Below are 20,970 nucleotides of genomic sequence, written 5' to 3' on the forward strand. Positions count from 1 at the left end.
GGCCCGGCGGCTGGAACACGCCGTCGAGCCGGCGGAACGCGGGCGGCTCCGCGCGAGCGGGGAAGTGCGCTCCGACCGGCGGTTTTTGACAGGACATCGGGTCGTGCGGGAACTTTCCCGGCGGCCCCCGCGTTTTCGCGGCGTACGTTTTCTCGGTTCCCGGACATGATGTCCGATCGAGGGGCTACGGTATGCACCCACAAGGTGACATGCAGCAACGCCGGGAGAAGCCTTGAGCGTTCCGTACGAGACGGCAGCGTGCGAAGCCGCCGAGTCGCCCGAGTCTCCGGAGGAGCACCTCGCGCGGCTCCTCGGCCGCGCCCTGAACTCCTTCGAGCTGCCCGACGAGGCGATACAGCGGCTCGACTGCGCGCTGGCGCACGACAGTTCGCTGCACTCCGCCCACCACAGCGCCGGCCTGCACCGGGAGACGTACCGGCACACCTGGCTGCTCACGGACGGCTCCGCGGTCACGCTCTGGGAGCTGGTGCACAACACCGCGCCCGGCAGCGAGCCCCAGCACGAGGTGTACGCGGACGAAGAGGAACTGCAAGCCGCCACCGCCCGGCTGCCGCTGCCGTCGCACGATCCGGACTTCGAACTGCCGGTGCTGGTCCAGTTGCCGCCGGTGCCCGCGCCGCGGCACGCGTACGTCACGGACGACTCCGCGGACCACGCGCGCCGGCTGCTGCGCCGCGCGGAGAACGCGGACCGGCCGGACCGGGAGACGGCCGCGCTGCTCGCGACGGCGTTCGCGCACCAGATCTCCCAGGCGTTCGGCCGCCCGGGGCGGGCCGACCGGGCGAGGCTCGGTTTCGCGCTGTACGAGCACGCGTTCCTGCTGCGTGACGGCAGTGAACTGTCCCTGTGGGAGGTCGAGCACACGGCGACGCCCGACGGACGCCATATGTGCGAGGTGTACGTCACGGAGGACGCGGCGCGCGCCGCCATGGAGCGCCGGGCGGCCCGCCGGGCCTGAGGGGTCCGGGCCCGGCGGGCCGGTGCGCCGCGCGGCGCTCGTCAGCGTCGGCCGAGCCGCCGTACCAGGCCCGCGAACGCGTCCTGTTCCGCCGGGGTGAGTTCGACGGCCTCCAGATGGGGGGCCGCCTGACGCTGGCGCGGAAGCCCGGACAGGTCGTGACCCGAACGCTCGGCGGCGCCCCCGGAGCGGGCCCGGCGCAGCAGGAGCACCAGCACGGCCGTCCAGGCGGCCGCCGCCAGGACCAGCAGGGTCAGGCCCAGCATCGCGAGGATCGAGACGTCATCAGGCATGCGCCCCAGTAGACACCACGGTCCGGACCTTACGGCCCGGACCGTGAGGTATCTCGCAGGTGCCGTGAATCACTCACAACACCCCAAACGGACAGGTGCGTCGGCGTCTACGCCGCCACCGCCTGCTTCGCCTGCGCCGGTGCGGTGGACGGGTTCGCCGCCGGTTCCGCGGTGCCCGCCGGGGCCGGCCTGCGCATGCCCTTGAGGAGGACGACCAGCGCCGTCGTGACGCACACGCCGGCCGCGATGGCGACCAGGTAGAGCAGCGGGTTGCCGATCAGCGGGACCACGAAGACGCCGCCGTGCGGGGCGCGCAGGGTGGCGCCGAAGGCCATCGACAGGGCGCCGGTGATCGCACCGCCGACCATCGAGGACGGGATGACACGCAGCGGGTCCGCCGCCGCGAACGGGATCGCGCCCTCCGAGATGAAGGAGGCGCCCAGCACCCAGGCGGCCTTGCCGTTCTCGCGTTCGGTCCGGGTGAAGAGCCTGCCGCGCACGGTCGTGGCCAGGGCCATCGCCAGCGGCGGCACCATGCCGGCCGCCATCACCGCGGCCATGATCTTCATCGCGGAGTCGCTGGGGCTCGCGACCGCGATGCCGGCCGTGGCGAACGTGTAGGCGACCTTGTTGACCGGGCCGCCGAGGTCGAAGCACATCATCAGGCCGAGCAGGCCGCCCAGCAGGACGGCGTTGGCGCCGCTGAGGCCGTTGAGCCAGTCCGTCATGCCCTTCTGCGCCGAGGCGATGGGCTTGCCGATCACGACGAACATCAGGAACCCGACGATCGCCGAGGAGATCAGCGGGATCACCACCACCGGCATGATGCCGCGCAACGCCGTCGGGAGCTGGACCTTCTGGATCGCCAGCACCACTCCACCCGCGATCAGACCGGCCGCCAGACCGCCGAGGAAGCCGGCGTTGATGGTCAGTGAGATCGAGCCGCCGACGAAGCCGGGGACGAGCCCCGGGCGGTCCGCCATGCCGTAGGCGATATAGCCGGCCAGCACCGGGACCAGGAAGCCGAAGGCCACACCGCCGATCTGGAACAGCAGCGCGCCCCAGCTGTCGGCCTGGGTCCACACGAAGTGGTCCATGACCGACGGCGCCTTGTTGATCTTGTAGCCGCCGATCGCGAAGCCGAGGGCGATGAGCAGGCCGCCCGCGGCGACGAAGGGGACCATGTAACTGACGCCGGACATCAGCCACTTGCGGAGCCTGGTGGCATAGCCCTCGGTGGCGTCGCCGGAGCGCTCGACCGGGGTGCCGCCCGGCTTGGCGGCGGCCGTGACCTCGCCGCGTCCGGCCTTGTCGCGGACCTCGGCGATCAGCTCGCCGGGGCGGTTGATGCCCGCCTTCACGCCGACGTCGACGGTCGGCTTGCCGGCGAAGCGGTCCTTGTCGCGGACGGGCACGTCATGGGCGAAGATCACGGCGTCGGCCGCGGCGATCACGGCCGGGTCGAGCCGGGTGAAGCCGGCCGAGCCCTGGGTCTCGACGACGACCTCGACGCCCGCCGCACGGCCCGCGTTCTCCAGCGACTCGGCGGCCATGTAGGTGTGGGCGATGCCGGTCGGGCAGGAGGTGACGGCGACGATACGGAACGGTTGCTCCGCCGCGGCGGCCTGACCCGCCGCGTCCGACACGGGAACGTCCTGGTCAACCTCGCTGCCCGTGCTGCCCCCACTGCCCGCCGTGGCGCCGGCGGAGGCCGCCGCCGGCGCCACGGCGGTGTCCTCGGAACCGTGCGCGTCACCGGCGGCGGCGCCGCGGGCGGGCTCGGGAACCCCCTCGGAACCCTCCGCGGCCGGTGTCGGCTCGCCCGTCGGCGGCTCGTCACCGCGGATCAGCGCCGCCGCCGTCCGCGGGTCGGCCGCCGACCGCAGCGCGGACGTGAACTCGGCGTTCATCAGATGGCGGGCCAGCGACGACAGGATCGTGAGGTGGGCGTCGTCGGCACCGGCAGGGGCCGCGATCAGGAAGATCAGGTCGGCCGGACCGTCCGCCGCACCGAAGTCGATCCCGGCGGCGCTGCGCCCGAAGGCAAGCGTCGGCTCGGTGGCATGCTCGCTGCGGCAGTGCGGGATGCCGATGCCGCCGTCCAGGCCGGTCGGCATCTGCGCCTCACGGGCGGCCACGTCGGCGAGGAAGCCCTCCAGGTCGGTCACCCGGCCCAGGGCCACCATGCGCTCGGCGAGGGCGCGCGCCGCCGCTTCCTTGGTGTCGGCGGACAGGTCGAGATCGACCAGGTCCGCGGTGATCATGTCGCTCATCGCGGGCTCCTTCGCTCGCGTATCGCCCGGGGAGTCGGGTGGACGGGAGAGGTGGGGACAGGGGTGGTGGGGGCAGAGGTGGTGGGTTCGGAGCTGGTGCGGGGGGTGGTGTGGGGGGCGGTGACGGTGGTGCCGGCCGGTGAAGCGGCGCCGCGCCGGCTCCGGGCCGGTTCGCGGGCGTGGGCCGGCGCGGGGGTCGTACGGCCGGTCATGACACCGGCTCCGTGAGTTCGCGGTCCGTCGGGGGCCGTTCCGTGACCGTCACCGCAGCCGGGTCCAGGTCGGCCGGTGTCGGCATCACACTGCCGGGCAGCTGGACGGCCGCCGCGCCGTGCGCGACGGCGGAGGCCAGCGCGTCGGGCCCGCTGCCGCCCGCGATCAGGAAGCCGGCCAGGGACGCGTCACCGGCGCCGACATTACTGCGTACGACGTCCACGCGGGCACTGCCGAACCAGGCGCCCGTACCGTCCACGAGCAGCTGCCCGTCGGCGCCGAGGCTCGCGAGCACGGCCCGCGCGCCCCTCTCGCGCAGTTCCTCTGCCGCCTTCACCGCGTCGCCGACCGTCGCCAGGGGGCGTCCCACGGCCTCCGCCAGTTCCTCGGCGTTCGGCTTCACGACGTCCGGGCGCTCGGCCAGCGCCGCCAGCAGGGCCGGGCCTGAGGTGTCCAGCGCGATGCGGGCGCCGACGGCGTGCGCCCGCGCGACCAGGTCGGCGTACCAGGCGGGTGCCAGTCCGCGCGGCAGGCTGCCGCAGCAGGCGATCCAGTCCGCGTGCCGGGACTGTCCGCGCACCGTCTCCAGCAGCAGTTCCTGCTCGGCCGCGGACAGCTCGGGACCGGGTGCGTTGATCTTCGTGAGCACCCCGTCGGCCTCCGCGAGGGCGATGTTCGAGCGGGTGGCCCCGGCGACCGGGACCGGGGCGACCTCGATGCCCTGCGCGTCCAGCAGTTCGGCGACGAGCGCGCCCGGCGCGCCGCCCAGGGGCAGTACGGCGACCGTGCGGCGGCCGGCGGCGGCCACGGCGCGCGAGACGTTCACGCCCTTGCCGCCGGGGTCCATGCGTTCACCGGTGGCGCGGATGACCTCACCACGCTCCAGCGCGGGGACCTCGTAGGTGCGGTCGAGAGACGGGTTGGGGGTGACGGTGAGGATCATGCGCGCACCACTTCCGTGCCGCCGCGCTCGATGGCTTCGGCGTCTTCGGGGCTCAGCCCGCTGTCGGTGATCAGCAGGTCCACGTCGCCCAGACCGCCGAAGCGGGCGAAGTGCTCCTGGCCGTGCTTGGCGGAGTCGGCGAGCAGGACCACGCGACGGGCCGCGGTGATCGCCGCGCGCTTGACCGCCGCCTCCGCGAGGTCGGGGGTGGTCAGACCGTGCTCGGTGGAGAAGCCGTTGGCGGCGACGAACAGCAGGTCGGCGCGGATCTCGGCGTAGGCGCGCAGCGCCCAGGCGTCCACGGCTGCCCGGGTACGGTGCCGGACCCGCCCGCCGACCAGATGGAGCTGGATGCCCGGGTGGTCGGCGAGGCGCGCCGCGGTCGGCAGGCTGTGCGTGACGACCGTGAGCTGGGCCTCCAGCGGGATGGCCGCGGCGAGCCGGGCCACCGTGGTGCCGGCGTCGAGGATCAGCGTGCCCTCGGCCGGCAGTTCGGCGAGGGCCGCCTTGGCGATGCGGTCCTTCTCGTCGGCGGCCGTGGACTCGCGCTCGGTGAGGTCCGGCTCGAAGTCGAGGCGCCCGGCCGGGATGGCGCCGCCGTGCACCCGGCGGAGCAGGCCGGCCCGGTCGAGGGCCTTCAGGTCGCGGCGGATCGTCTCCGCGGTGACCTGGAACTCCTCGGCCAGCGACACCACGTCGACCCGGCCGCCCTCACGGGCGAGCCGCAGGATCTCCTGCTGCCGCTCCGGTGCGTACATGCCCACTTGCCTCCGAACCATGCCCGAACGTGTGGTTTCTCCTGGAGGCTACGCCCGAATTTCCGGAAAGTAAACAGCCCCAGACACCAACCAGACACAACCGGACTTCCACGGGCCCGACAGGGTCTGCACCGGCACAGGCCCCGGGCCCGGCGCGCGCCCCAGAGGCGCAGGCCCGGGCCCCGCGCACGCACCCGACCCGGCGCACGCGCCGGGCGTGGTGCCTGGCCCGGAGGTGGTGGTCGAGCGCCGGGCGTGGTGCCTGGCGCGGAGGTGGTGGTCGAGCGCCGGGCGTGGTGCCTGGCGCGGAGGTGGTGGTCGAGCGCCGGGCGTGTGGACGGGCGGGGGCCTTGGCGGCGTCTCTGGCGCGGGGAGGCCCCGGGGCCTCGTGGCGCCGGGGCCTGTTCGGGAGGGACGCTCGTGGGCGGTGTTCACCGGATCGCCCCGTCCCGGCGGGCCGCGCGGGGCTCGGCGCACGCCCCAGACTCCCCAGGCACACCGGACCCGGCCGCCGCACCGGACGTGGCACAGGCCCCAGACCCGGCGCGCGCCGCGCGTTCAGTGGGCCCGGGTCGGCTCCTGCTCGGGTCCCTCCGGGTGGTGCGCGGGACGGCGTGGCAGGGCGAACATCAGGAGGAAGATGACGCCCAGGACCGCGGCCACCCAGCCCAGCGCGTGCTGGAAGGCGTTCACGAAGGCCGGGCCCACCCGGGCGGGGGGCAGCCCGTCGTCGATCACCCCGAAGAACACCACCGACACCAGCCCGAGGCCGAGCGCGTTGCCCATCTGCTGGACGGTGTTGATCAGACCGGACGCCGAACCGGCGTGCTCGCGCGGCACCTCGGACAGGACGGCGTCCGTCAGCGGGGCGACGATCAGCCCCATGCCGGCGCCCATGACCACCAGCGGCAGCGCCATCTGCCAGGGGGCGATGCCAAGCCCGTACCGCTGCGACTCCGCGAGATAGAGCAGCACGCCGAGCCCCATCACCAGCGCGCCCGCCTGAAGCACCCCGCGGCCGAAGCGCGGCACCAGCTTCTGCACCGAGAGGCCGGCCGCGGTGGAGACGGCGATCGAGAAGGGCACGCCGGTCAGCCCGGCCCGCAGCGGACTCCAGCCGAGGCCCGTCTGCATGTACAGCGTCCACACCAGGAAGAAGACACCGAGCGCGATCCCGAACACCGTCTGCACCGCGATGCCCGCCGCGAAGCTCTTCACCCGGAACAGCGACAGTTCGACCAGCGGCGAGCCGTCCCGGGCGCCCTTGCGTCGTTCGTAGGCCACCAGCACCGCGAAGACGACGAGCGCGCCGGCCATCGACGCATGACCCCACAGCGGCCAGCCCAGCTCGCGCCCCCGGGTGAGCGGGTAGAGCAGCATCAGCAGGCCCAGTGTGACCAGCGCGACGCCGACCAGGTCCAGTCTGAGGGCCCGCGGGGCGCGTGACTCCGTGATGAACCGCCGCCCCAGCAGGAAGGCCACGACGCCCACCGGCAGGTTGATCAGGAAGATGGGCCGCCACTCAAGACCGAACAGGTTCCACTCGGTCAGCAGCGCGCCGAGCAGCGGTCCTGACACGGCGCCGAGCCCGACGATCGCGCCGAAGAGCCCGAAGACCTTGCCGCGTTCGTGCGCCGGGAAGGTGGCGTGCACGATCGACAGGACCTGCGGCACCATCAGCGCCGCCATCGCTCCTTGCAGGATGCGGGAGGCGACCAGCATCTCCGGGTCGACGGCGAAGCCGCACAGCGCGGACGCGAGCGTGAAGCCGCCGATGCCGACGAGGAAGAGCCGCCTGCGGCCGTGGATGTCACCGAGGCGTCCGCCGGTGATCAGACCGGCCGCGAAGGCGAGGGCGTAACCGGCGGTTATCCACTGGATCTGGCTGAAGGATGCGCCGGCGTCCCGCTGGATGGACGGGATCGCGATGTTGACGATCGTGACGTCGACCAGGTCCATGAAGGCCGCGGTCATCACGATCGCCAGCGCGTACCAGCGGCGGCGGTCGCCCGCGGCGGGCCGAGCGGGGCCGGGTGCGGGGGCTGGTTCTGCGGTGGGTGCCGCGGTCGGTGCCGCGGTCGGTGCCGTGCTTGGTGCCGTGCTTGGTGCGGGATGGGTCTCGGTGGAGGTCATGCGGAGGAAGCTAGAAGCCTAGTAGGTCGGATCGTGTCCTAGTTCTGCGGCATGCTCGCGGACATGACGGCGGCGCACCGACGGCGCTCACGACCGCGGAGGACTCATGACGACGGACACCCCGGCCCGGCTCCTTCAGTTGCTCTCCCTTCTCCAGACGCCCCGCGAGTGGCCCGGCGCCGAGCTGGCCGAGCGGCTGGGGGTGTCCCGTCGTACGGTCCGCCGGGACATCGACCGGCTGCGGGAGCTGGGCTATCCGGTGCAGGCGACCATGGGCGCGGACGGCGGGTACCGGCTGGTGGCGGGCAAGGCGATGCCGCCGCTGGTGCTCGACGACGAGGAGGCGGTGGCGATCGCGGTCGGGCTGCGGGCCGGGGCCGGGCACGCGGTGGCGGGCGTGGACGAGGCGTCGGTGCGGGCGCTGGCCAAGCTGGAACAGGTGCTGCCGTCCCGGCTGCGCCACCGGGTCTCCACCCTCCAGGCCGCGACGACCCCGCTGACCAGCGGGGACGGGGCGAGCATCGCGCCGGAGACGCTGACCGTGATGGCGTCGGCGGTGGCCGGGCGTGAGCGGCTGCGGTTCGCCTACCGGGCCGGGGACGGGTCGCAGTCGCGGCGGCTGACGGAGCCGTACCGGCTGGTGTCGACCGGGCGGCGGTGGTACCTCGTCGCCTACGACCTCGACCGGGACGACTGGCGCACGTTCCGGGTCGACCGGGTCGGCGAGCCGTTCGCGACCGGGACGCGGTTCGCTCCGCGGGAGCTGCCGACGGGCGGTGCGGCGGAGTATCTGCGGCGGTCGATCCACCGGCGGCAGGAGACGTACGGGTTCGTGGTGGCCTTCGCCGCGCCGGCGGACGTCGTCGCCCCGCGCCTGCCCGCCTGGCTCGGCACGCCGGAGCCGGCCGACGGAGGGGGCTGTGTGGTACGTGGCACCAGTGGCGAGCCCGTGGACTGGCTCGCGCTGCGGCTGGCCCTCGTCGGCCACGAGTTCACCGTCCGGGAGCCGCCGCACCTCATCGAGTGCGTACGAAAGCTGGCAGCCCGCCTCACACACGCCGCGGGCTGACCGCAAGACGACCCCACAACTCCCGGCAGCGCGGGGCCGGTTCAGACCGCCGACGGCACCCCGCTGTCACCCAGGCGACCGGCCGACCGGCCCGCCTGGGCACCGGGTTCACCGCGTTCACCCCAGCCAGAACCCGACCGACCTACGTGATGACGACGGTCTCCCTGGCCGGGCCGCCGACCGCCCCACCTGGGTCACCGCAGTCACCGCGACCAGGCAGCCGACGGGCCCCGCGGGCACCCGGCCGGACACCCGGCCCGCGCTGCCGCGCGCCTGGCTCAGGTGCTCGGCCACGGGAAGCCGTGCAGTGCGGCCAGGTTGCGCAGGGCGAGTGCCGCGGGGCCCTCCTCGCCCGTGGCCGCCGCCGAGCCAGCGGCCCATGACTCGACGGCCACCCGCACCGCCGCGCTCGCCACCGCCGCGCCGAACCGCAGTTCCGCGCAGACCACGGCGCCAACGGAGACATCGGGTCCGACCTCGGGTCCGGAGACGTCGGCTCCGGAAGCGGTTCCGGGGGCATCGACTCCGGAGGGGAGTTCGCCATCGGGTCCATCGGGGCCAGAGGCGAGACCGGCGTCCGGGCCACCGGATCCGGAAGCGGGTTCGGCGTCCGGGTCGTCAGGGCCCGCGGTGGTGGTCGGTGGGCGCAGGCGGGACGCGAGGACGTCCGCCAGTGTCCGCTCCGCCGTCTGGCACACCTCGGCCCACACCCGGCGCAGCGCGGGGCTGGTGTGGGTGAGGCGCACAAGGGTGCGGACCCATTCCCAGGAGGCGGCGGAGACCCCGCTGCCGGGAGTCAGGACGTAGCGGGTGGCGTGTTCCAGGGCCGCGGGCAGCGGGAGGTCGGCCGGAGCGGTGCGGACGGCTTCCGCCCAGCGCTGGGCGCCCGCCGCGTAGAGCGGGGCGACGGCCTCCTCCTTGGTGGCGAAGTACCGGTAGAAGGTGCGCGGGGCGATGCCGGCGGCCTGGGCGATGTCCTCGGCGCGGGTGGCCCGCAGGCCCTGGCCGGCGAAGAGCCGGGCCGCCGCGCGGGCGATCTCCCTGCGGGTCTCCGCCTTGCGCCGCTCGGTCAACGAGCCGGAGACAGCTCCCGGCAGCCCGGAAAGCGCCTGGTCGGAACCGGGGTCGAGGGGACTCGCCATGCTCACGTCGGCAGGCTATGCCCCTGTGGCAGAATCTGCCATTCGGTGGGCCACCCCGTGGTTCAGGTACGGGGTGCCCCACCGGCACGCCTCAGCCGCAGGAACGACTGGAACGACTGGAACGGCTGGAACGCCGCGACGGCCGGCGGGCGGCGCGGGTGACGGGGGCAAGGAGAAGGCAAGAAGAAACCGGGCTTCGGCGCCCGGGGGGGATAGGCGCCGAAGCCCGGCTCTGGGAAGGTCCCGGCGCCGGGGGGAGTGCGTCGGGACGTGGTTCAAGGGACCATGGGCGGCCACGGGCCGCGGGTCCGGGCCCCCGATCCCCAACTCCTGGGCCCGGAGAGTTTGTTCCCGGGGCCCGGGGAGTTGAAGCGACGGTACACAGCCATGTTTGCGCGGTCTTCCGCCACCCGGCGCACGCGGGAGGCGACGGTCGCACGGCGCCTGCGGCGAAGGAGCCGCGCGCCCCGCACATCCGGCTCCCGCCGCTCACGCGGCCGCGTCGAAACCGGTCTGGCGGGCCAGCTTCTTCAGCTCCAGCAGCGCGTGCTTCTCGATCTGGCGGATGCGCTCACGCGTCAGGCCGTGCTCCTTGCCGACCTCGGTCAGCGTACGCTCCCGGCCGTCCTCGATGCCGTAGCGCATCTTGATGATGGAGGCCGTGCGCTCGTCGAGGCGGCCGATCAGCTCGTCCAGACCCTCGCTGCGCAGCAGCGTGAGCACGGACTGCTCGGGCGAGACCGCCGAGGTGTCCTCCAGCAGATCGCCGAACTGGGTCTCGCCCTCGTCGTCCACCGACATGTTCAGGGAGACCGGGTCGCGGGCCCAGTCGAGCACGTCGGTGACGCGCTCCGCCGTGGAACCCAGCTCGGTGGCGATCTCCGCGGGCTCGGGGTCGCGGCCGTTCTCCCGGTTGAACTCGCGCTGCACCCGTCGGATGCGGCCCAGTTCCTCGACCAGGTGGACGGGCAGGCGGATGGTGCGGGACTGGTCCGCGATGGAGCGGGTGATCGCCTGGCGGATCCACCATGTCGCGTACGTGGAGAACTTGAAGCCCTTGCGGTAGTCGAACTTCTCGACCGCGCGCACCAGGCCGGCGTTGCCCTCCTGGATCAGGTCCAGCAGCGGCAGGCCGCTGCGCGGGTAGCGCCGGGCGACGGCCACGACCAGGCGGAGGTTGGACCGGATGAAGACGTCCTTGGCCCGCTCCCCCGCGTCGACCAGGGCCTGAAGCTCCTCGCGGGTGGCGTCCGTGCGGGACTCCTCCTCGCCGTCGAGGACCTGCCGCGCGAACACACCCGCCTCTATGGTCTGGGACAGCTCGACTTCCTTGGCGGCGTCGAGCAGCGGCGTACGCGCGATCTCGTCGAGGTACATGCCGACGAGGTCGCGGTCGGCGATCTCGCCGCCACGGACGCGGACGCTGCTTGCCGAGTTGGCCGTCTCTGCCCCAGAGGTCTGGGAGGCACCCCCAGGGGCGGACTGACGACGGGCGACGGCACGGGTTGCCATGCGTGCTCCCTTTCGAATCGGGGTCCCCCGGTCCGGCCGCAGCCGGGGCCGGGAGAGGGCCGGCGGGTGGTCCTGCTGAACGCTCAGCACTCAGAGAACTCCTCGGACTCTCGTTGAGTGCCCTGCATTCGAAGGAAACAACGACTGGAATCCGGACAGAATTCCCAACCCGCCCCCCAGTTTTTCTGATCATGCAGTACCCTGTGCCGCCACACGAGGAGGAGCGATGCCGTCGGAGCGTACGGATGTGCAGGTCAGGGCGGGGGCCGAGGGCGATCTCGAAGCGCTCACGGACCTCTACAACCACTACGTACGCGAGACCCCGATCACATTCGACACCGCGATCTTCACCGCGGAAGAGCGTCGTCCTTGGCTGCTCTCCCATCCGGAAGACGGTCCGTACCGTCTGATGGTTGCCGTGGCCGCGGACTCTCAGGAAATTCTGGGCTACGCCACATCGAGCCCTTACCGTGCGAAGCCCGCGTACGGCACCTCGGTGGAGACCACGGTGTACGTCGCCCCGCGCGCCGGCCGCCGCGGCATCGGCACGCTGCTCTACAAGGCGCTCTTCGAGGCCCTGGCCGGGCAGGACCTGCACCGCGCCTACGCGGGCATCGCCCAGCCGAACACGGCGTCCACGCGGCTGCACGAACGCTTCGGCTTCCGGTACGTCGGCACGTACCGCGAAGTGGGCCGCAAGTTCGGCCGCTACTGGGACGTCTCCTGGTACGAAAAGGAACTCTGACCGCCGAGCGCCGCCCGGCACCCAAGCTGTCGAACCGCAAGGGACGTCACCGGACCTGCTTGGCCACACCGGCCCAGCACCGCCGACCGGCGCCTCGCCACGCACCAGCGGCGGGCCACGTCCCCGACCACCACCGGGACGCACCCCGCACACGCCGAAGAACAGTCCCCGGGGACCCCCACGACCACACCAGTCACCGGAACCGCACCAACCACCGCACCACCCTCAGCCGCGCCCCCTCCGTCAAGGCCCGCCACCGCGCTCAGCCGAACTGGACCGAGCGCTTCGCCATTCCCAGCCAGAAGCCGTCGATCACCGACTTGGGTACGGCCGGGCCCGCGCCGTCGTCCGCCGCGCCCATGGTCACGAACAGCGGAGCGAAGTGCTCGGTGCGCGGATGCGCGTAGCGGCCGGCCGGTGCCTTGTCGAGGAAGTCGAGCAGGGCGTCCCAGTCGCGGGCTTCGAGGGCCCGGCGGCCCCAGTCGTCGAACTCGGAGGACCAGGCGGGCACCCCGCCGCCGGTATGGCGCAGCGCGGCCAGGTTGTGGGTGAAGAAGCCGGAGCCGACGATCAGCACGCCCTCGTCGCGCAGCGGCGCCAGCCTGCGGCCGATCTCCATCAGGCGCACCGGGTCGAGGGTCGGCATGGAAATCTGCAGGACGGGGATGTCGGCCGCGGGGAACATCTCGACGAGGGGGACGTACGCGCCGTGATCGAGGCCGCGGTCCGGGATGTCCTGGACCGGGGTGCCGGGTGCGCGCAGCAGTTTGCGCACGGATTCGGCCAGCTCCGGGGCTCCGGGCGCCGCGTAGGTGACCTGGTAGTAGTGCTCGGGGAAGCCCCAGAAGTCGTAGACGAGGGGGACGGTCCGGACGGCGCCGAGGGCGAGCGGCGCCTCCTCCCAGTGGGCGGAGACCATGAGGATGGCCTTGGGCCGCGGCAGGGCGGCGGACCAGGCGGCGAGCTGGCCGGGCCAGACGGGGTCGTCGGCGAGCGGCGGCGCGCCGTGGCTCAGATAGAGGGCGGGCATGCGTTCCTGCGCGGCGGCGGACATGACGGCGGCTCCCTCCGGTGGACCGGGCGGCAGGGCGCCCCGCGTCCAGTTGCTTTAAACCTCAAGCTCTCACCCGAGACCGTACGCCCGACTTGTTCAAGTTTCAAGGAGATGCCTCGTACAGTGGACCTCATGGACACGGCACCCGGCTCCACCCCGCAGCACCGCTGGCTCACCGACGAGGAACAGCGCGTGTGGCGCTCGTACCTGAACGCCACCACCCTGCTGGAGGACCACCTCGACCGCCAGTTGCAGCGTGACGCGGGCATGCCGCACATCTACTACGGACTGCTCGTCCAGCTCGCCGAGGCCCCGCGCCGCCGGCTGCGCATGACCGAGCTGGCCATGAAGGCGAAGATCACCCGCTCCCGCCTCTCGCACGCCGTCGCCCGCCTGGAGAAGAACGGCTGGGTGCGCCGCGAGGACTGCCCCGCCGACAAGCGCGGCCAGTTCGCGGTGCTGACCGAGGACGGCCGCGAGGTGCTGCGGCGCACCGCGCCCGGCCATGTGGCGGCCGTGCGCCAGGCGCTGTTCGAGCGGCTGACCCCCGAGCAGCAGAAGGCCCTCGGCGAGATCATGGAGATCGTCGCCGAGGGCCTTCAGCCGAACGAAGCGGGTGCGGACCTGCCCTGGCTCCGCTGAGCCGCTCCCGCAGGGAGCCGGGGCAGGCCCCGGACCTCACCCGGAGCACCGGGCAGGTCCCGGACGTCGTACGCGCGCGGCGTCCCCTTCCGCGCCCGCACGACGCAGGCCGAGCGGGTACCCGGGCGGTTCAGTGGGCGACCACCGGCACCGCCACGTCGTCCTCGACGCCCTCGCCCGTGGCCGCCGCGCCGCCGCCGGGACGGCCGGCGTTGACGAGGGTCAGGGCGATGGCCGCGGCGACCACCAGGATGCCGACGGCGAACCAGATGGCGTTGGTGTAGCCCTCCACCATGCCCTGGAGCTGGACCAGCTGCCGCTGCTGCCCGGTGGCCGCGGTCGCGATGTGGTCCTTGATGTACGAGGTCGTCGCGGAGGCGGCGATCGTGTTCAGCAGGGCCGTACCGATCGCGCCGCCCACCTGCTGCGAGGTGTTGACCATCGCGGAGGCGACACCCGCGTCCCGCGGCTGGACGCCCTGCGTGGCCAGCGACATGGCGGGCATGAACGCCGTGCCCATGCCGAGGCCGAGCAGCACCATCGCGGGCAGCACCGTCGAGGCGTAGGTGGAGCCGATCTCCAGCTGGGCCAGCAGGAACATGCCCGCCGCGGCGACCAGGAAGCCAGGACCCATCAGCAGCCGGGGCGCGACCCGCGTCATCAGGCGGGTACCGATCTGCGTCGAACCGGTGATCATCCCCGCGACCATCGGCAGGAAGGCGAAGCCGCTCTGGATCGGCGAGTAGCCCTTGACGACCTGGAGGTAGTAGGTGAGGAACAGGAAGGTGCCGAACATCGCGATGATCGCGAGACCCAGCGAGAGGTAGACGCCGCCGCGGTTGCGGTCGGTGATCACGCGCAGCGGCAGCAGCGGCGCCTTGACCCGGGCCTCGGTGACCACGAAGGCCAGCAGCAGCACCGCCGACGCGACGAACAGTCCGATCGTCATCGAGTCGCCCCAGCCGTCGGACTCGGCGCGGGTGAAGCCGTAGACCAGCGAGACCAGGCCCAGGGTGGACAGGATGACACCGGGGATGTCGAGCGAGGAGCGGTTGCGGCCGCCCTCCGGCTCACGGATGACGAAGTAGGCGCCGGCCGCGGCGATGACCGCGAACGGGATGTTGACGAAGAACGTCCAGCGCCAGTCCAGGTACTCGGTGAGCACGCCGCCGAGGATGAAGCCGACGGCGCCGCCGCCACCGGCGATCGCACCGTAGATGCCGAACGCCTTGGCGCGCTCCCGGGCGTCCGTGAACGTCACGGCGAGCAGGGACAGCGCGGCGGGCGCGAGCAGGGCGCCGAAGACACCCTGGAGGGCACGGGCGCCGAACATCATCGCGCCGGTGGTCGCCGCGCCGCCGAGCGCGGAGGCCGCGGCGAAACCGACCAGACCGATCACGAAGGCGCGCTTGCGGCCCCACAGGTCGGCGACCCGGCCGCCGAACAGGAGCAGACCGCCGAAGGCGAGGGCGTAGGCCGTGACGACCCACTGCCGGTTGCCGTCGGAGATGCCCAGGTCCTGCTGGGCGGAGGGCAGGGCGATGTTCACGATGGTGGCGTCGAGGACCACCATCAGCTGGGCGAGCGCGATGAAGACGAGCGCTTTCCAGCGGTTGGCGTCGGGGACGCCGGGGGCCTTTGAGGCTGTTTCAGACATGGGGGTACCCATTTCGGGACTTCGGGACTTGTTGACCTTCACAAGGGAAGGCCGGGACGTCGTGACGGAACAGTGATCGAGAACGGACGGCGCGTCGCCGCTGACGGCCGGATGTGGTGTGCGACGCCGTGACCGGCGCGGAGAGCGAACGTGCCCGACGCGGAAGCGGTCGTGGTACGCGGAGACGGACATGACTGACGTGCTGCGAGAAGGCCGGTCCACGGCCCGGAACTGAGCGTCAGGTCTGGCGCAGATCCTCCATGGTCGCCGCCGTGCCCGGCAGGGCGGAGCGGGCCGGGGCCCGCAACCCGTCCAGGAACAGCTGAAGGTGCCGGTGGACGAAGGGGTCCAGGCTCAGGCAGACCAGACCGGCCGGCGGCCGGGACAGCTGGGCCACCGCGACCATGACATCGCCGACGCCGACGTCCGGCCGGAGCTGGCCCGCCGCCCTGGCCCGGTCCATGACCTCCCCGATGAGGTTTTCGGTGCGCTCCCGCGCGGCCTTCAGATCGGGGTGGTTCTGGTCGAAGGTGCTGCAGACCATCGGGCACAGCGCGCTGATCCGCTCGTCGGCGGCGACGTGCACGAAACGCTCCAGCGCCTCGAAGGCGTCCCCGGTCTCCGCGAGCGCCTGCTCGGCCGCCTGCGCGGTACGGTCCATCACGGAGCAGACGACCTCGCGCACGAGCGAATCGCGGTCGGGGAAGTTGCGGTACACCGTGGCGTTGCCGACGCCGGCCCGGCGGGCGATGTCGTCGAACGGCACATCCGGGCCGTGTTCCACGAACATCTCCCGGGCGGCGCCGACGATCCGCTCGCGGTTGCGCAGGGCGTCGGCGCGGGGCCTGGTCGCCTTGCGCTGCACGGCGGTCGCGGTCTGCACGGCGTACTCCTCGGTCGGTGTGCTGGGCTTCTCGTTCGGTGTGCTTGGGCTTCGGTCGGTTTGCTGGCTGGTCGGTTTGCTGGGCTGGTTCACGGAATCCGGGGAAGGACTCCCCGTTTTCGCTCGGACACAGGTCTAAACGGGGAAACGATCCCCGGTTATTTCCCGCTCACCGAAAGATTCCTGTGACCTGAATCACACCCATACGGCCCGAGAAACCCACGTTCGGTCTCTTCCAGCGCGCGCCCGGCGCCCCGACGACTCAGGGTGATCGCAAGGGTGCAGCCGGAGACCGGCGGCTGCCGTGGAGCGAAAGGCCCGTGCATGCAGCCGCAGTCGCAGCCGCAGCCGATCGCCCGTCGGATACGCCCGCGGCGCGTGGCCGCTCTCGCGTCCGTGACCGCCCTGACCCTGGCGGTCAGCACCTCCGCCGGGACCGGACGCCTCATACCCGGCGCCACCACCGCGGGCGCCGGCTCCGTCCCCGGCCTGGCCCGCACCGCGGCCCTCGCCCCCTGTCTCATCAACGGCGCCCGCGAGGTCCAGATGACGGAGGGCGTCCCCACCGCCGGCGGCTACGCCCGCTCCACCGGCACCGTCCGCGCACTGACCTTGATGGTCGACTTCCCCGACGCGCCCGGCGAGGGCGACGCCCTCGACCGCTTCCACGAGTTCTTCCCGCAGACCCAGGAGTGGTTCCGCACCGCGTCCTACGGCCATCTCGACTACCGCGCCGAGACCCCCATCCCGACCTGGCTGCGGATGCCGAAGGCGTTCGAGGACTACGGCATAGAACGCGGCGCCCCCTTCGACCCGGGCTACCGCCAACTGGTCCAGGACATCGTGTCCGCCGCCGACCCGACCGTGGACTTCCGCAAATACGACCTCCTGAACGTGCTGGTCAGCCCCGACGCCGGCCCCTCCGCCCTGGACACCGTGCTGTCCGTGACCTTCGCCGGCAACGGCGAGGCCCCCGTGGCCGACGGCGTACCGATAGCCAACGCGTCCTTCGTCTACTCCCGCCAGGACGACGGCTCCGGCTCCTACGCCCGCACCGGCTACCGCGTACTCCCCCACGAGAACGGCCATGTCTTCGGCCTGCCCGACCTCTACACCCAGGACGGCGGCGGCGCGGTCGGCCACTGGGACATCATGAGCGAGGACTGGGGCGCCAACAACGACCTGCTCGGCTGGCACAAGTGGAAGCTCGGCTGGCTGGACGTCGACCAGGTCAGCTGCGCGTCCACCCAGGGCACCAAGGAGTTCACGCTGAGCCCGATGTCCCGGCCCGGCGGCCCCAAACTCGTCTTCGTCCCGCTCACCGCGCACACCGGCTACGCCCTCGAACTGCGCACCCCCGGCGGCAACGACGAGGCCGTGTGCCATCCCGGCGTCCTCATCTACAAGGTCGACGCGAGCATCGACACGGGCCGCGGCCCCATCACGGTGTACGACGCCCACCGCGACAGCGGCGGCTGCACCCGCAGCCCCAACGTCCACGCCGAACTCTCCGACGCCCCGTTCGGCCCGGGCGAAACCTTCAAGGACCCCCGCCGAAAGATCACCGTCGAGGTGACGGCCGAGGAGCCGGGCGGGGACTACAAGGTACGGGTGGATCGGGGCTGACGCCGCAGCCGCACTACAACGCATCCCGCATCCGGCACCCGGCTTCTCACATCCCGCATCCGGCTTCCCACATTCCGCATCCCTCATCCCGCATCCGGCTTCCCCGCTTCCTGTTTCTCACCGGGCCCCATGCCCGGGCGGCGGACGAGGTCGATGTCGACCCTCGTCCGCCGCCCGGCAACCGTCCCGCGCGCGCTGATCACCAGATGAGGGCGTCGTCCATCGACTGCTGCCAGTAGGTGACCTTGAGCGAGTCGTCGACGTAGACGCCCTTGGCGGGCAGGGCCGGGTGGGCGCCCGCGCCGACGCTCTCGTTGCCGGAGCGGCCGTGGAAGTAGACGGTCAGGGAGTTCTCGGTGCGGCCGTCGGAGCCGCTGCCGTCGGCGGCGGACAGGTTCACGGAGGCGTAGCCGGACTGACCCGGATCGAGCGTGACGACGGCCTGCGGCTTGGAGTCCTCGATGACCGGCGGCACGGACTGGGCCTCACCGAAGCGCACGGCCGGGTAGGTGTACAGGAAGCAGGGCTTGCTGCCGGTGTTGGTGACGGTGAGCAGCATGTGGTTCACGGGCCGGTTGAGCGGGGCCGCGACGGTCTTGGTGTTCGAGCCCTCGCAGGTGACCGGCCGGCCGGCGGAGGCCGGGTCCTTCGCGGCGGCGTCGTTCCCGGCCGGCTTCGAGCCGTCGGCACCTCCCGCGGCGGCCTGCTGCCCGCCGGAGGCGTCGTCGTCGGCAGGCGCGTCGGTCTTGGGGGCCCCGGGCTTGGAGGCGTCGGTCTTGGAGGCGTCGGCGGAGGACGACGCGGTGGCGGAGGCGCCGGTCGAGGCACCCTCGTCATGGACGCCCGTGCCGTCGTTGCACGCAGTCAGGGAGAGCGCGGCGAGTACGACGGTGGCGGCGGCGCCGACGAGACGGGTACGGGAGTTACGGATACCGGACATGGTGCGGTTCCCCTTCGCTGTTCGGCTGGGTGGTGCTCGGATGACTGGAGCGTGCGGGGAGATCCGTCCCAGCCGCCACGCACGACGGCCAGTTAGGAACGCTGGAACGCCAAAACACCACCTGACCAGGGAAAACCCACTCCGCCTGGAACGCCCGAACGGGACACGATGGAACGGAGAACCCGTTCCCAGGGGCGGGCCCGGCCCCCTGTCCGGCGCCACCTCGGGCAACGTCGGCCGCGGCGATGCCCCGGTTGAGGTCCGTCGCCGGACACTACGACCGCGCCGGAACCGTGCCGCGCGCGTCGGGACCGGCGGCGACCGGGCGGCGGAGGCGGACCGCTGAGCAGGCCCGGCGAAGTCCGTTGCGGTTCGACAGCGCCCCGAAGGGGCGGCGCGGGGCCGTATCGATGCGCGGCTCCGCCGCATGGGGCTCCGCCGCGATGGGGGTCCCCCTGTTCGAGCGAAGCCGAGAACCTGGGCAGCGACCAGCCACAACCCCGCCGCGGACAACCGACGGCACAGCGCGGCACATCCGGCAGAACGGGCAGTGCGTGCAGTGAGGGTTGATGTCCGCGGACGGCAGGAGCGTGCGGCCCGTCGAGGACCGCGGTCAGTCAGTGCACTCTTGCACCGGGTGAACGCGGGCGGCGAGCCGCGGGTGCTCGTCCGGGGCTGAAGAGCCGGTTCGGAAGGGCGATGCCGAGGCCGGACGGAAGCCGAAGAGTGCGACGCCGCCGAAGGCAACGGAACGTCGGCGCCCCAACCCGGAGCCCACTCGATCCGCTCGATCCGCTCGATCCGCTCGAAGATCAGGTGCCCCATGGCCGGCTCGCCACAGGAGGTGACCAGGACGCCGCAGTGGACGAAGCGGAAGGCCCAGCACGCTCCACACATCCACCCACCGACGCGGATGTCCGCCATGGCCGACACCGTCCACTGCGCCGCACGGCCGGTCATGCCGCACCACAGGACGCCGGCGTTCGCAGGCAGGCCGAACCCGGCGCCGGGCATCCGGAAGACCACTCGCCGAGCCTGCCGGGACGCGTGGGCCGGCTCACCCCGCTCGAATCTCGAACAGCTCCTAGCCATACAAGGCAACGTCAGCCTGGTGAGGCCGGCAAAGCCAGCTGGCGAGGCCGGCAACAGCGCGACGCACACCCCGCGACGACGCATCCGCCTCGGCAACCACACGTAGTCGGCCGTCGCCCCGACCCCCGCAAGTCGCCTACCGCCACCAGGCCACCCGCTACACTGACTGCGGTGGCGCAGTCCTCACCGACCGCATCACCACAGCTCTGCCGGGATCCCAACTGAGCGCGGTCCACCCACCGCAGCCCATTTCCCGACAGACCCCCGCCTTCGTGGGATCTGCGGGAAATTCCGTCGCCGCAGGTCAGGCCCGGTGCTCTGTAGAGCCCCAAAACGCCGCAGCCTGAATCTCAAACGTCATCTGCGCGTTTCCGCAGGTCGTGACACGTATCGTGCGTGACGGCGCAAGGCTCGATCAGCTGCCACCTGTGCAGTCCGGCGGTGATACGTCAGCAGCCCTTCGCGGCGCACCTTCAGGCCGGCCTGATGAAGCACTCACCCACTGGGCGGCACCCAGGTTGCTACTTGAGTAGCTAGCCGTTCAGTCGTGCTGCATGCCCACCTCACGGTCAGTTGCCGATCGTCGCGTCTACCTGCTCCTGCTGGACGAGCAAAACCGTCTGCTGCTGTGCGGCGGCTGCTGCAGCGGCTGGACAGTTCCACAAACACTTCTCGCGCCAGGCATGGATTTCAGAGACGGCGCCGCCCGACATCTCGCCGACCGGTTTCACATCAGCAGCCCCCGCTTCGGATCCGTCTACGGAGTTCGCGAAACTCGTGAGCCTGAATGCTGGGAGCATGACCGTCACACTATTTCTCACGTATTCATCGTGAGGATCAGCTCTGGCGAGTCGGATTCATTCCAGCGATCCTCCCCATCGCACACCAGGTGGGGGATCAACGATCTTAAGGCCCGCAGTAGAGAGGTCTCTCCTGAAGGTGTGGGCCTCCTTGTTTCCGGTTATGTCGAAGGCTGGCTTCCCGACGGCCCGATCTCTCTCTACTGAGCTGGAGCC

Annotated in this window: 17 protein-coding genes; 5 read left to right on the forward strand and 12 right to left on the reverse strand. The window is 72.1% G+C overall.

Annotated features, from left to right (window positions below; translation table 11 throughout):
* Window positions 1-232: 232 nt before the first annotated feature.
* Window positions 233-979 carry a DUF6227 family protein gene (locus tag AC27LF_RS20765; protein WP_479659255.1) on the forward strand — a complete coding sequence of 249 codons (747 nt, stop codon included), beginning with the start codon at window positions 233-235 and terminating at the stop codon, window positions 977-979.
* A gap of 41 nt (window positions 980-1,020) precedes the next feature.
* Here the strand turns inward: AC27LF_RS20765 and AC27LF_RS20770 are convergent, their stop codons facing one another.
* The 5 genes from AC27LF_RS20770 to AC27LF_RS20790 all read right to left on the reverse strand — a co-directional run bounded on the left by AC27LF_RS20770 (window position 1,021) and on the right by AC27LF_RS20790 (window position 7,592).
* Window positions 1,021-1,272: a hypothetical protein gene (locus AC27LF_RS20770; protein ID WP_479659254.1), complete on the reverse strand. Its 252-nt coding sequence runs from the start codon at window positions 1,270-1,272 to the stop codon at window positions 1,021-1,023.
* Between the two features lie 107 nt (window positions 1,273-1,379).
* Complete coding sequence (locus AC27LF_RS20775) at window positions 1,380-3,545, reverse strand: PTS fructose transporter subunit IIABC (protein WP_479659253.1); 2,166 nt, start codon at window positions 3,543-3,545, stop codon at window positions 1,380-1,382.
* Between the two features lie 208 nt (window positions 3,546-3,753).
* Window positions 3,754-4,701, reverse strand: coding sequence for a 1-phosphofructokinase (pfkB, locus tag AC27LF_RS20780; protein WP_479659252.1), 948 nt, complete (start codon window positions 4,699-4,701; stop codon window positions 3,754-3,756).
* Window positions 4,698-5,459, reverse strand: a complete 762-nt coding sequence (locus tag AC27LF_RS20785; RefSeq protein ID WP_479659334.1) for a DeoR/GlpR family DNA-binding transcription regulator — start codon at window positions 5,457-5,459, stop codon at window positions 4,698-4,700. The genes pfkB and AC27LF_RS20785 overlap by 4 nt, the downstream gene beginning before the upstream one ends.
* Window positions 5,460-6,017: 558 nt before the next feature.
* Window positions 6,018-7,592, reverse strand: coding sequence for an MFS transporter (locus AC27LF_RS20790; protein WP_479659251.1), 1,575 nt, complete (start codon window positions 7,590-7,592; stop codon window positions 6,018-6,020).
* A 106-nt stretch (window positions 7,593-7,698) separates the two neighbouring features.
* On the opposite strand from AC27LF_RS20790, the gene AC27LF_RS20795 reads away from it, so the two are divergent.
* Window positions 7,699-8,661, forward strand: coding sequence for a helix-turn-helix transcriptional regulator (locus tag AC27LF_RS20795; protein WP_479659250.1), 963 nt, complete (start codon window positions 7,699-7,701; stop codon window positions 8,659-8,661).
* Between the two features lie 278 nt (window positions 8,662-8,939).
* Here the strand turns inward: AC27LF_RS20795 and AC27LF_RS20800 are convergent, their stop codons facing one another.
* Window positions 8,940-9,809: a TetR/AcrR family transcriptional regulator gene (locus AC27LF_RS20800; protein ID WP_479659249.1), complete on the reverse strand. Its 870-nt coding sequence runs from the start codon at window positions 9,807-9,809 to the stop codon at window positions 8,940-8,942.
* A gap of 483 nt (window positions 9,810-10,292) precedes the next feature.
* A complete protein-coding gene (locus AC27LF_RS20805) occupies window positions 10,293-11,315 on the reverse strand; it encodes a sigma-70 family RNA polymerase sigma factor (protein ID WP_479659248.1) in 1,023 nt (340 codons plus the stop codon).
* 226 nt (window positions 11,316-11,541) lie between these two features.
* Between AC27LF_RS20805 and AC27LF_RS20810 the strand changes: the two genes are divergently transcribed.
* A complete protein-coding gene (locus AC27LF_RS20810; RefSeq protein ID WP_479659247.1) occupies window positions 11,542-12,060 on the forward strand; it encodes a GNAT family N-acetyltransferase in 519 nt (172 codons plus the stop codon).
* Window positions 12,061-12,322: 262 nt separating this feature from the next.
* Here AC27LF_RS20810 and AC27LF_RS20815 read toward each other — a convergent pair whose 3' ends face one another.
* A complete protein-coding gene (locus tag AC27LF_RS20815) occupies window positions 12,323-13,114 on the reverse strand; it encodes a dioxygenase family protein (RefSeq protein ID WP_479659246.1) in 792 nt (263 codons plus the stop codon).
* A gap of 132 nt (window positions 13,115-13,246) precedes the next feature.
* Between AC27LF_RS20815 and AC27LF_RS20820 the strand changes: the two genes are divergently transcribed.
* Window positions 13,247-13,756, forward strand: a complete 510-nt coding sequence (locus tag AC27LF_RS20820) for a MarR family winged helix-turn-helix transcriptional regulator (RefSeq protein ID WP_479659245.1) — start codon at window positions 13,247-13,249, stop codon at window positions 13,754-13,756.
* A 130-nt stretch (window positions 13,757-13,886) separates the two neighbouring features.
* On the opposite strand, the gene AC27LF_RS20825 is transcribed toward AC27LF_RS20820, so the two are convergent.
* Together AC27LF_RS20825 and AC27LF_RS20830 are read right to left on the reverse strand one after the other, a co-directional pair.
* Entirely contained in the window at window positions 13,887-15,413 is a 1,527-nt protein-coding gene (locus AC27LF_RS20825) for an MFS transporter (RefSeq protein ID WP_479659244.1), read from the reverse strand.
* A gap of 238 nt (window positions 15,414-15,651) precedes the next feature.
* Window positions 15,652-16,296 (reverse strand): TetR/AcrR family transcriptional regulator, encoded by a 645-nt coding sequence (locus AC27LF_RS20830; protein WP_479659243.1) that lies wholly within the window; start codon window positions 16,294-16,296, stop codon window positions 15,652-15,654.
* Window positions 16,297-16,620: 324 nt separating this feature from the next.
* Here AC27LF_RS20830 and AC27LF_RS20835 point away from each other — a divergent pair, with 324 nt between their 5' ends.
* Window positions 16,621-17,922 (forward strand): M6 family metalloprotease domain-containing protein, encoded by a 1,302-nt coding sequence (locus tag AC27LF_RS20835; protein WP_479659242.1) that lies wholly within the window; start codon window positions 16,621-16,623, stop codon window positions 17,920-17,922.
* A gap of 199 nt (window positions 17,923-18,121) precedes the next feature.
* On the opposite strand, the gene AC27LF_RS20840 is transcribed toward AC27LF_RS20835, so the two are convergent.
* Both AC27LF_RS20840 and AC27LF_RS20845 read right to left on the reverse strand, forming a co-directional pair.
* On the reverse strand, window positions 18,122-18,862 hold the full coding sequence (locus AC27LF_RS20840; RefSeq protein ID WP_479659241.1) for a DUF4232 domain-containing protein: 741 nt from the start codon (window positions 18,860-18,862) through the stop codon (window positions 18,122-18,124).
* A gap of 1,661 nt (window positions 18,863-20,523) precedes the next feature.
* The gene (locus tag AC27LF_RS20845) at window positions 20,524-20,754 is read right to left on the reverse strand and encodes a hypothetical protein (RefSeq protein ID WP_479659240.1); all 231 of its coding nucleotides are present in this window, start codon (window positions 20,752-20,754) and stop codon (window positions 20,524-20,526) included.
* Between the last annotated feature and the right edge of the window lie 216 nt (window positions 20,755-20,970).

The organism is Streptomyces diversicolor, from assembly GCF_057537855.1.

Coding starts and splice junctions, on each gene's coding strand:
- AC27LF_RS20770 (WP_479659254.1), bottom strand. CDS start 1,272: ATGCCTGATGACGTCTCGATCCTCGCGATGCTGGGCCTGACCCTGCTG.
- AC27LF_RS20775 (WP_479659253.1), bottom strand. CDS start 3,545: ATGAGCGACATGATCACCGCGGACCTGGTCGATCTCGACCTGTCCGCC.
- pfkB (WP_479659252.1), bottom strand. CDS start 4,701: ATGATCCTCACCGTCACCCCCAACCCGTCTCTCGACCGCACCTACGAG.
- AC27LF_RS20785 (WP_479659334.1), bottom strand. CDS start 5,459: ATGTACGCACCGGAGCGGCAGCAGGAGATCCTGCGGCTCGCCCGTGAG.
- AC27LF_RS20790 (WP_479659251.1), bottom strand. CDS start 7,592: ATGACCTCCACCGAGACCCATCCCGCACCAAGCACGGCACCAAGCACG.
- AC27LF_RS20795 (WP_479659250.1), top strand. CDS start 7,699: ATGACGACGGACACCCCGGCCCGGCTCCTTCAGTTGCTCTCCCTTCTC.
- AC27LF_RS20805 (WP_479659248.1), bottom strand. CDS start 11,315: ATGGCAACCCGTGCCGTCGCCCGTCGTCAGTCCGCCCCTGGGGGTGCC.
- AC27LF_RS20810 (WP_479659247.1), top strand. CDS start 11,542: ATGCCGTCGGAGCGTACGGATGTGCAGGTCAGGGCGGGGGCCGAGGGC.
- AC27LF_RS20815 (WP_479659246.1), bottom strand. CDS start 13,114: ATGTCCGCCGCCGCGCAGGAACGCATGCCCGCCCTCTATCTGAGCCAC.
- AC27LF_RS20820 (WP_479659245.1), top strand. CDS start 13,247: ATGGACACGGCACCCGGCTCCACCCCGCAGCACCGCTGGCTCACCGAC.
- AC27LF_RS20825 (WP_479659244.1), bottom strand. CDS start 15,413: ATGTCTGAAACAGCCTCAAAGGCCCCCGGCGTCCCCGACGCCAACCGC.
- AC27LF_RS20835 (WP_479659242.1), top strand. CDS start 16,621: ATGCAGCCGCAGTCGCAGCCGCAGCCGATCGCCCGTCGGATACGCCCG.
- AC27LF_RS20840 (WP_479659241.1), bottom strand. CDS start 18,862: ATGTCCGGTATCCGTAACTCCCGTACCCGTCTCGTCGGCGCCGCCGCC.
- AC27LF_RS20845 (WP_479659240.1), bottom strand. CDS start 20,754: ATGCTCCCAGCATTCAGGCTCACGAGTTTCGCGAACTCCGTAGACGGA.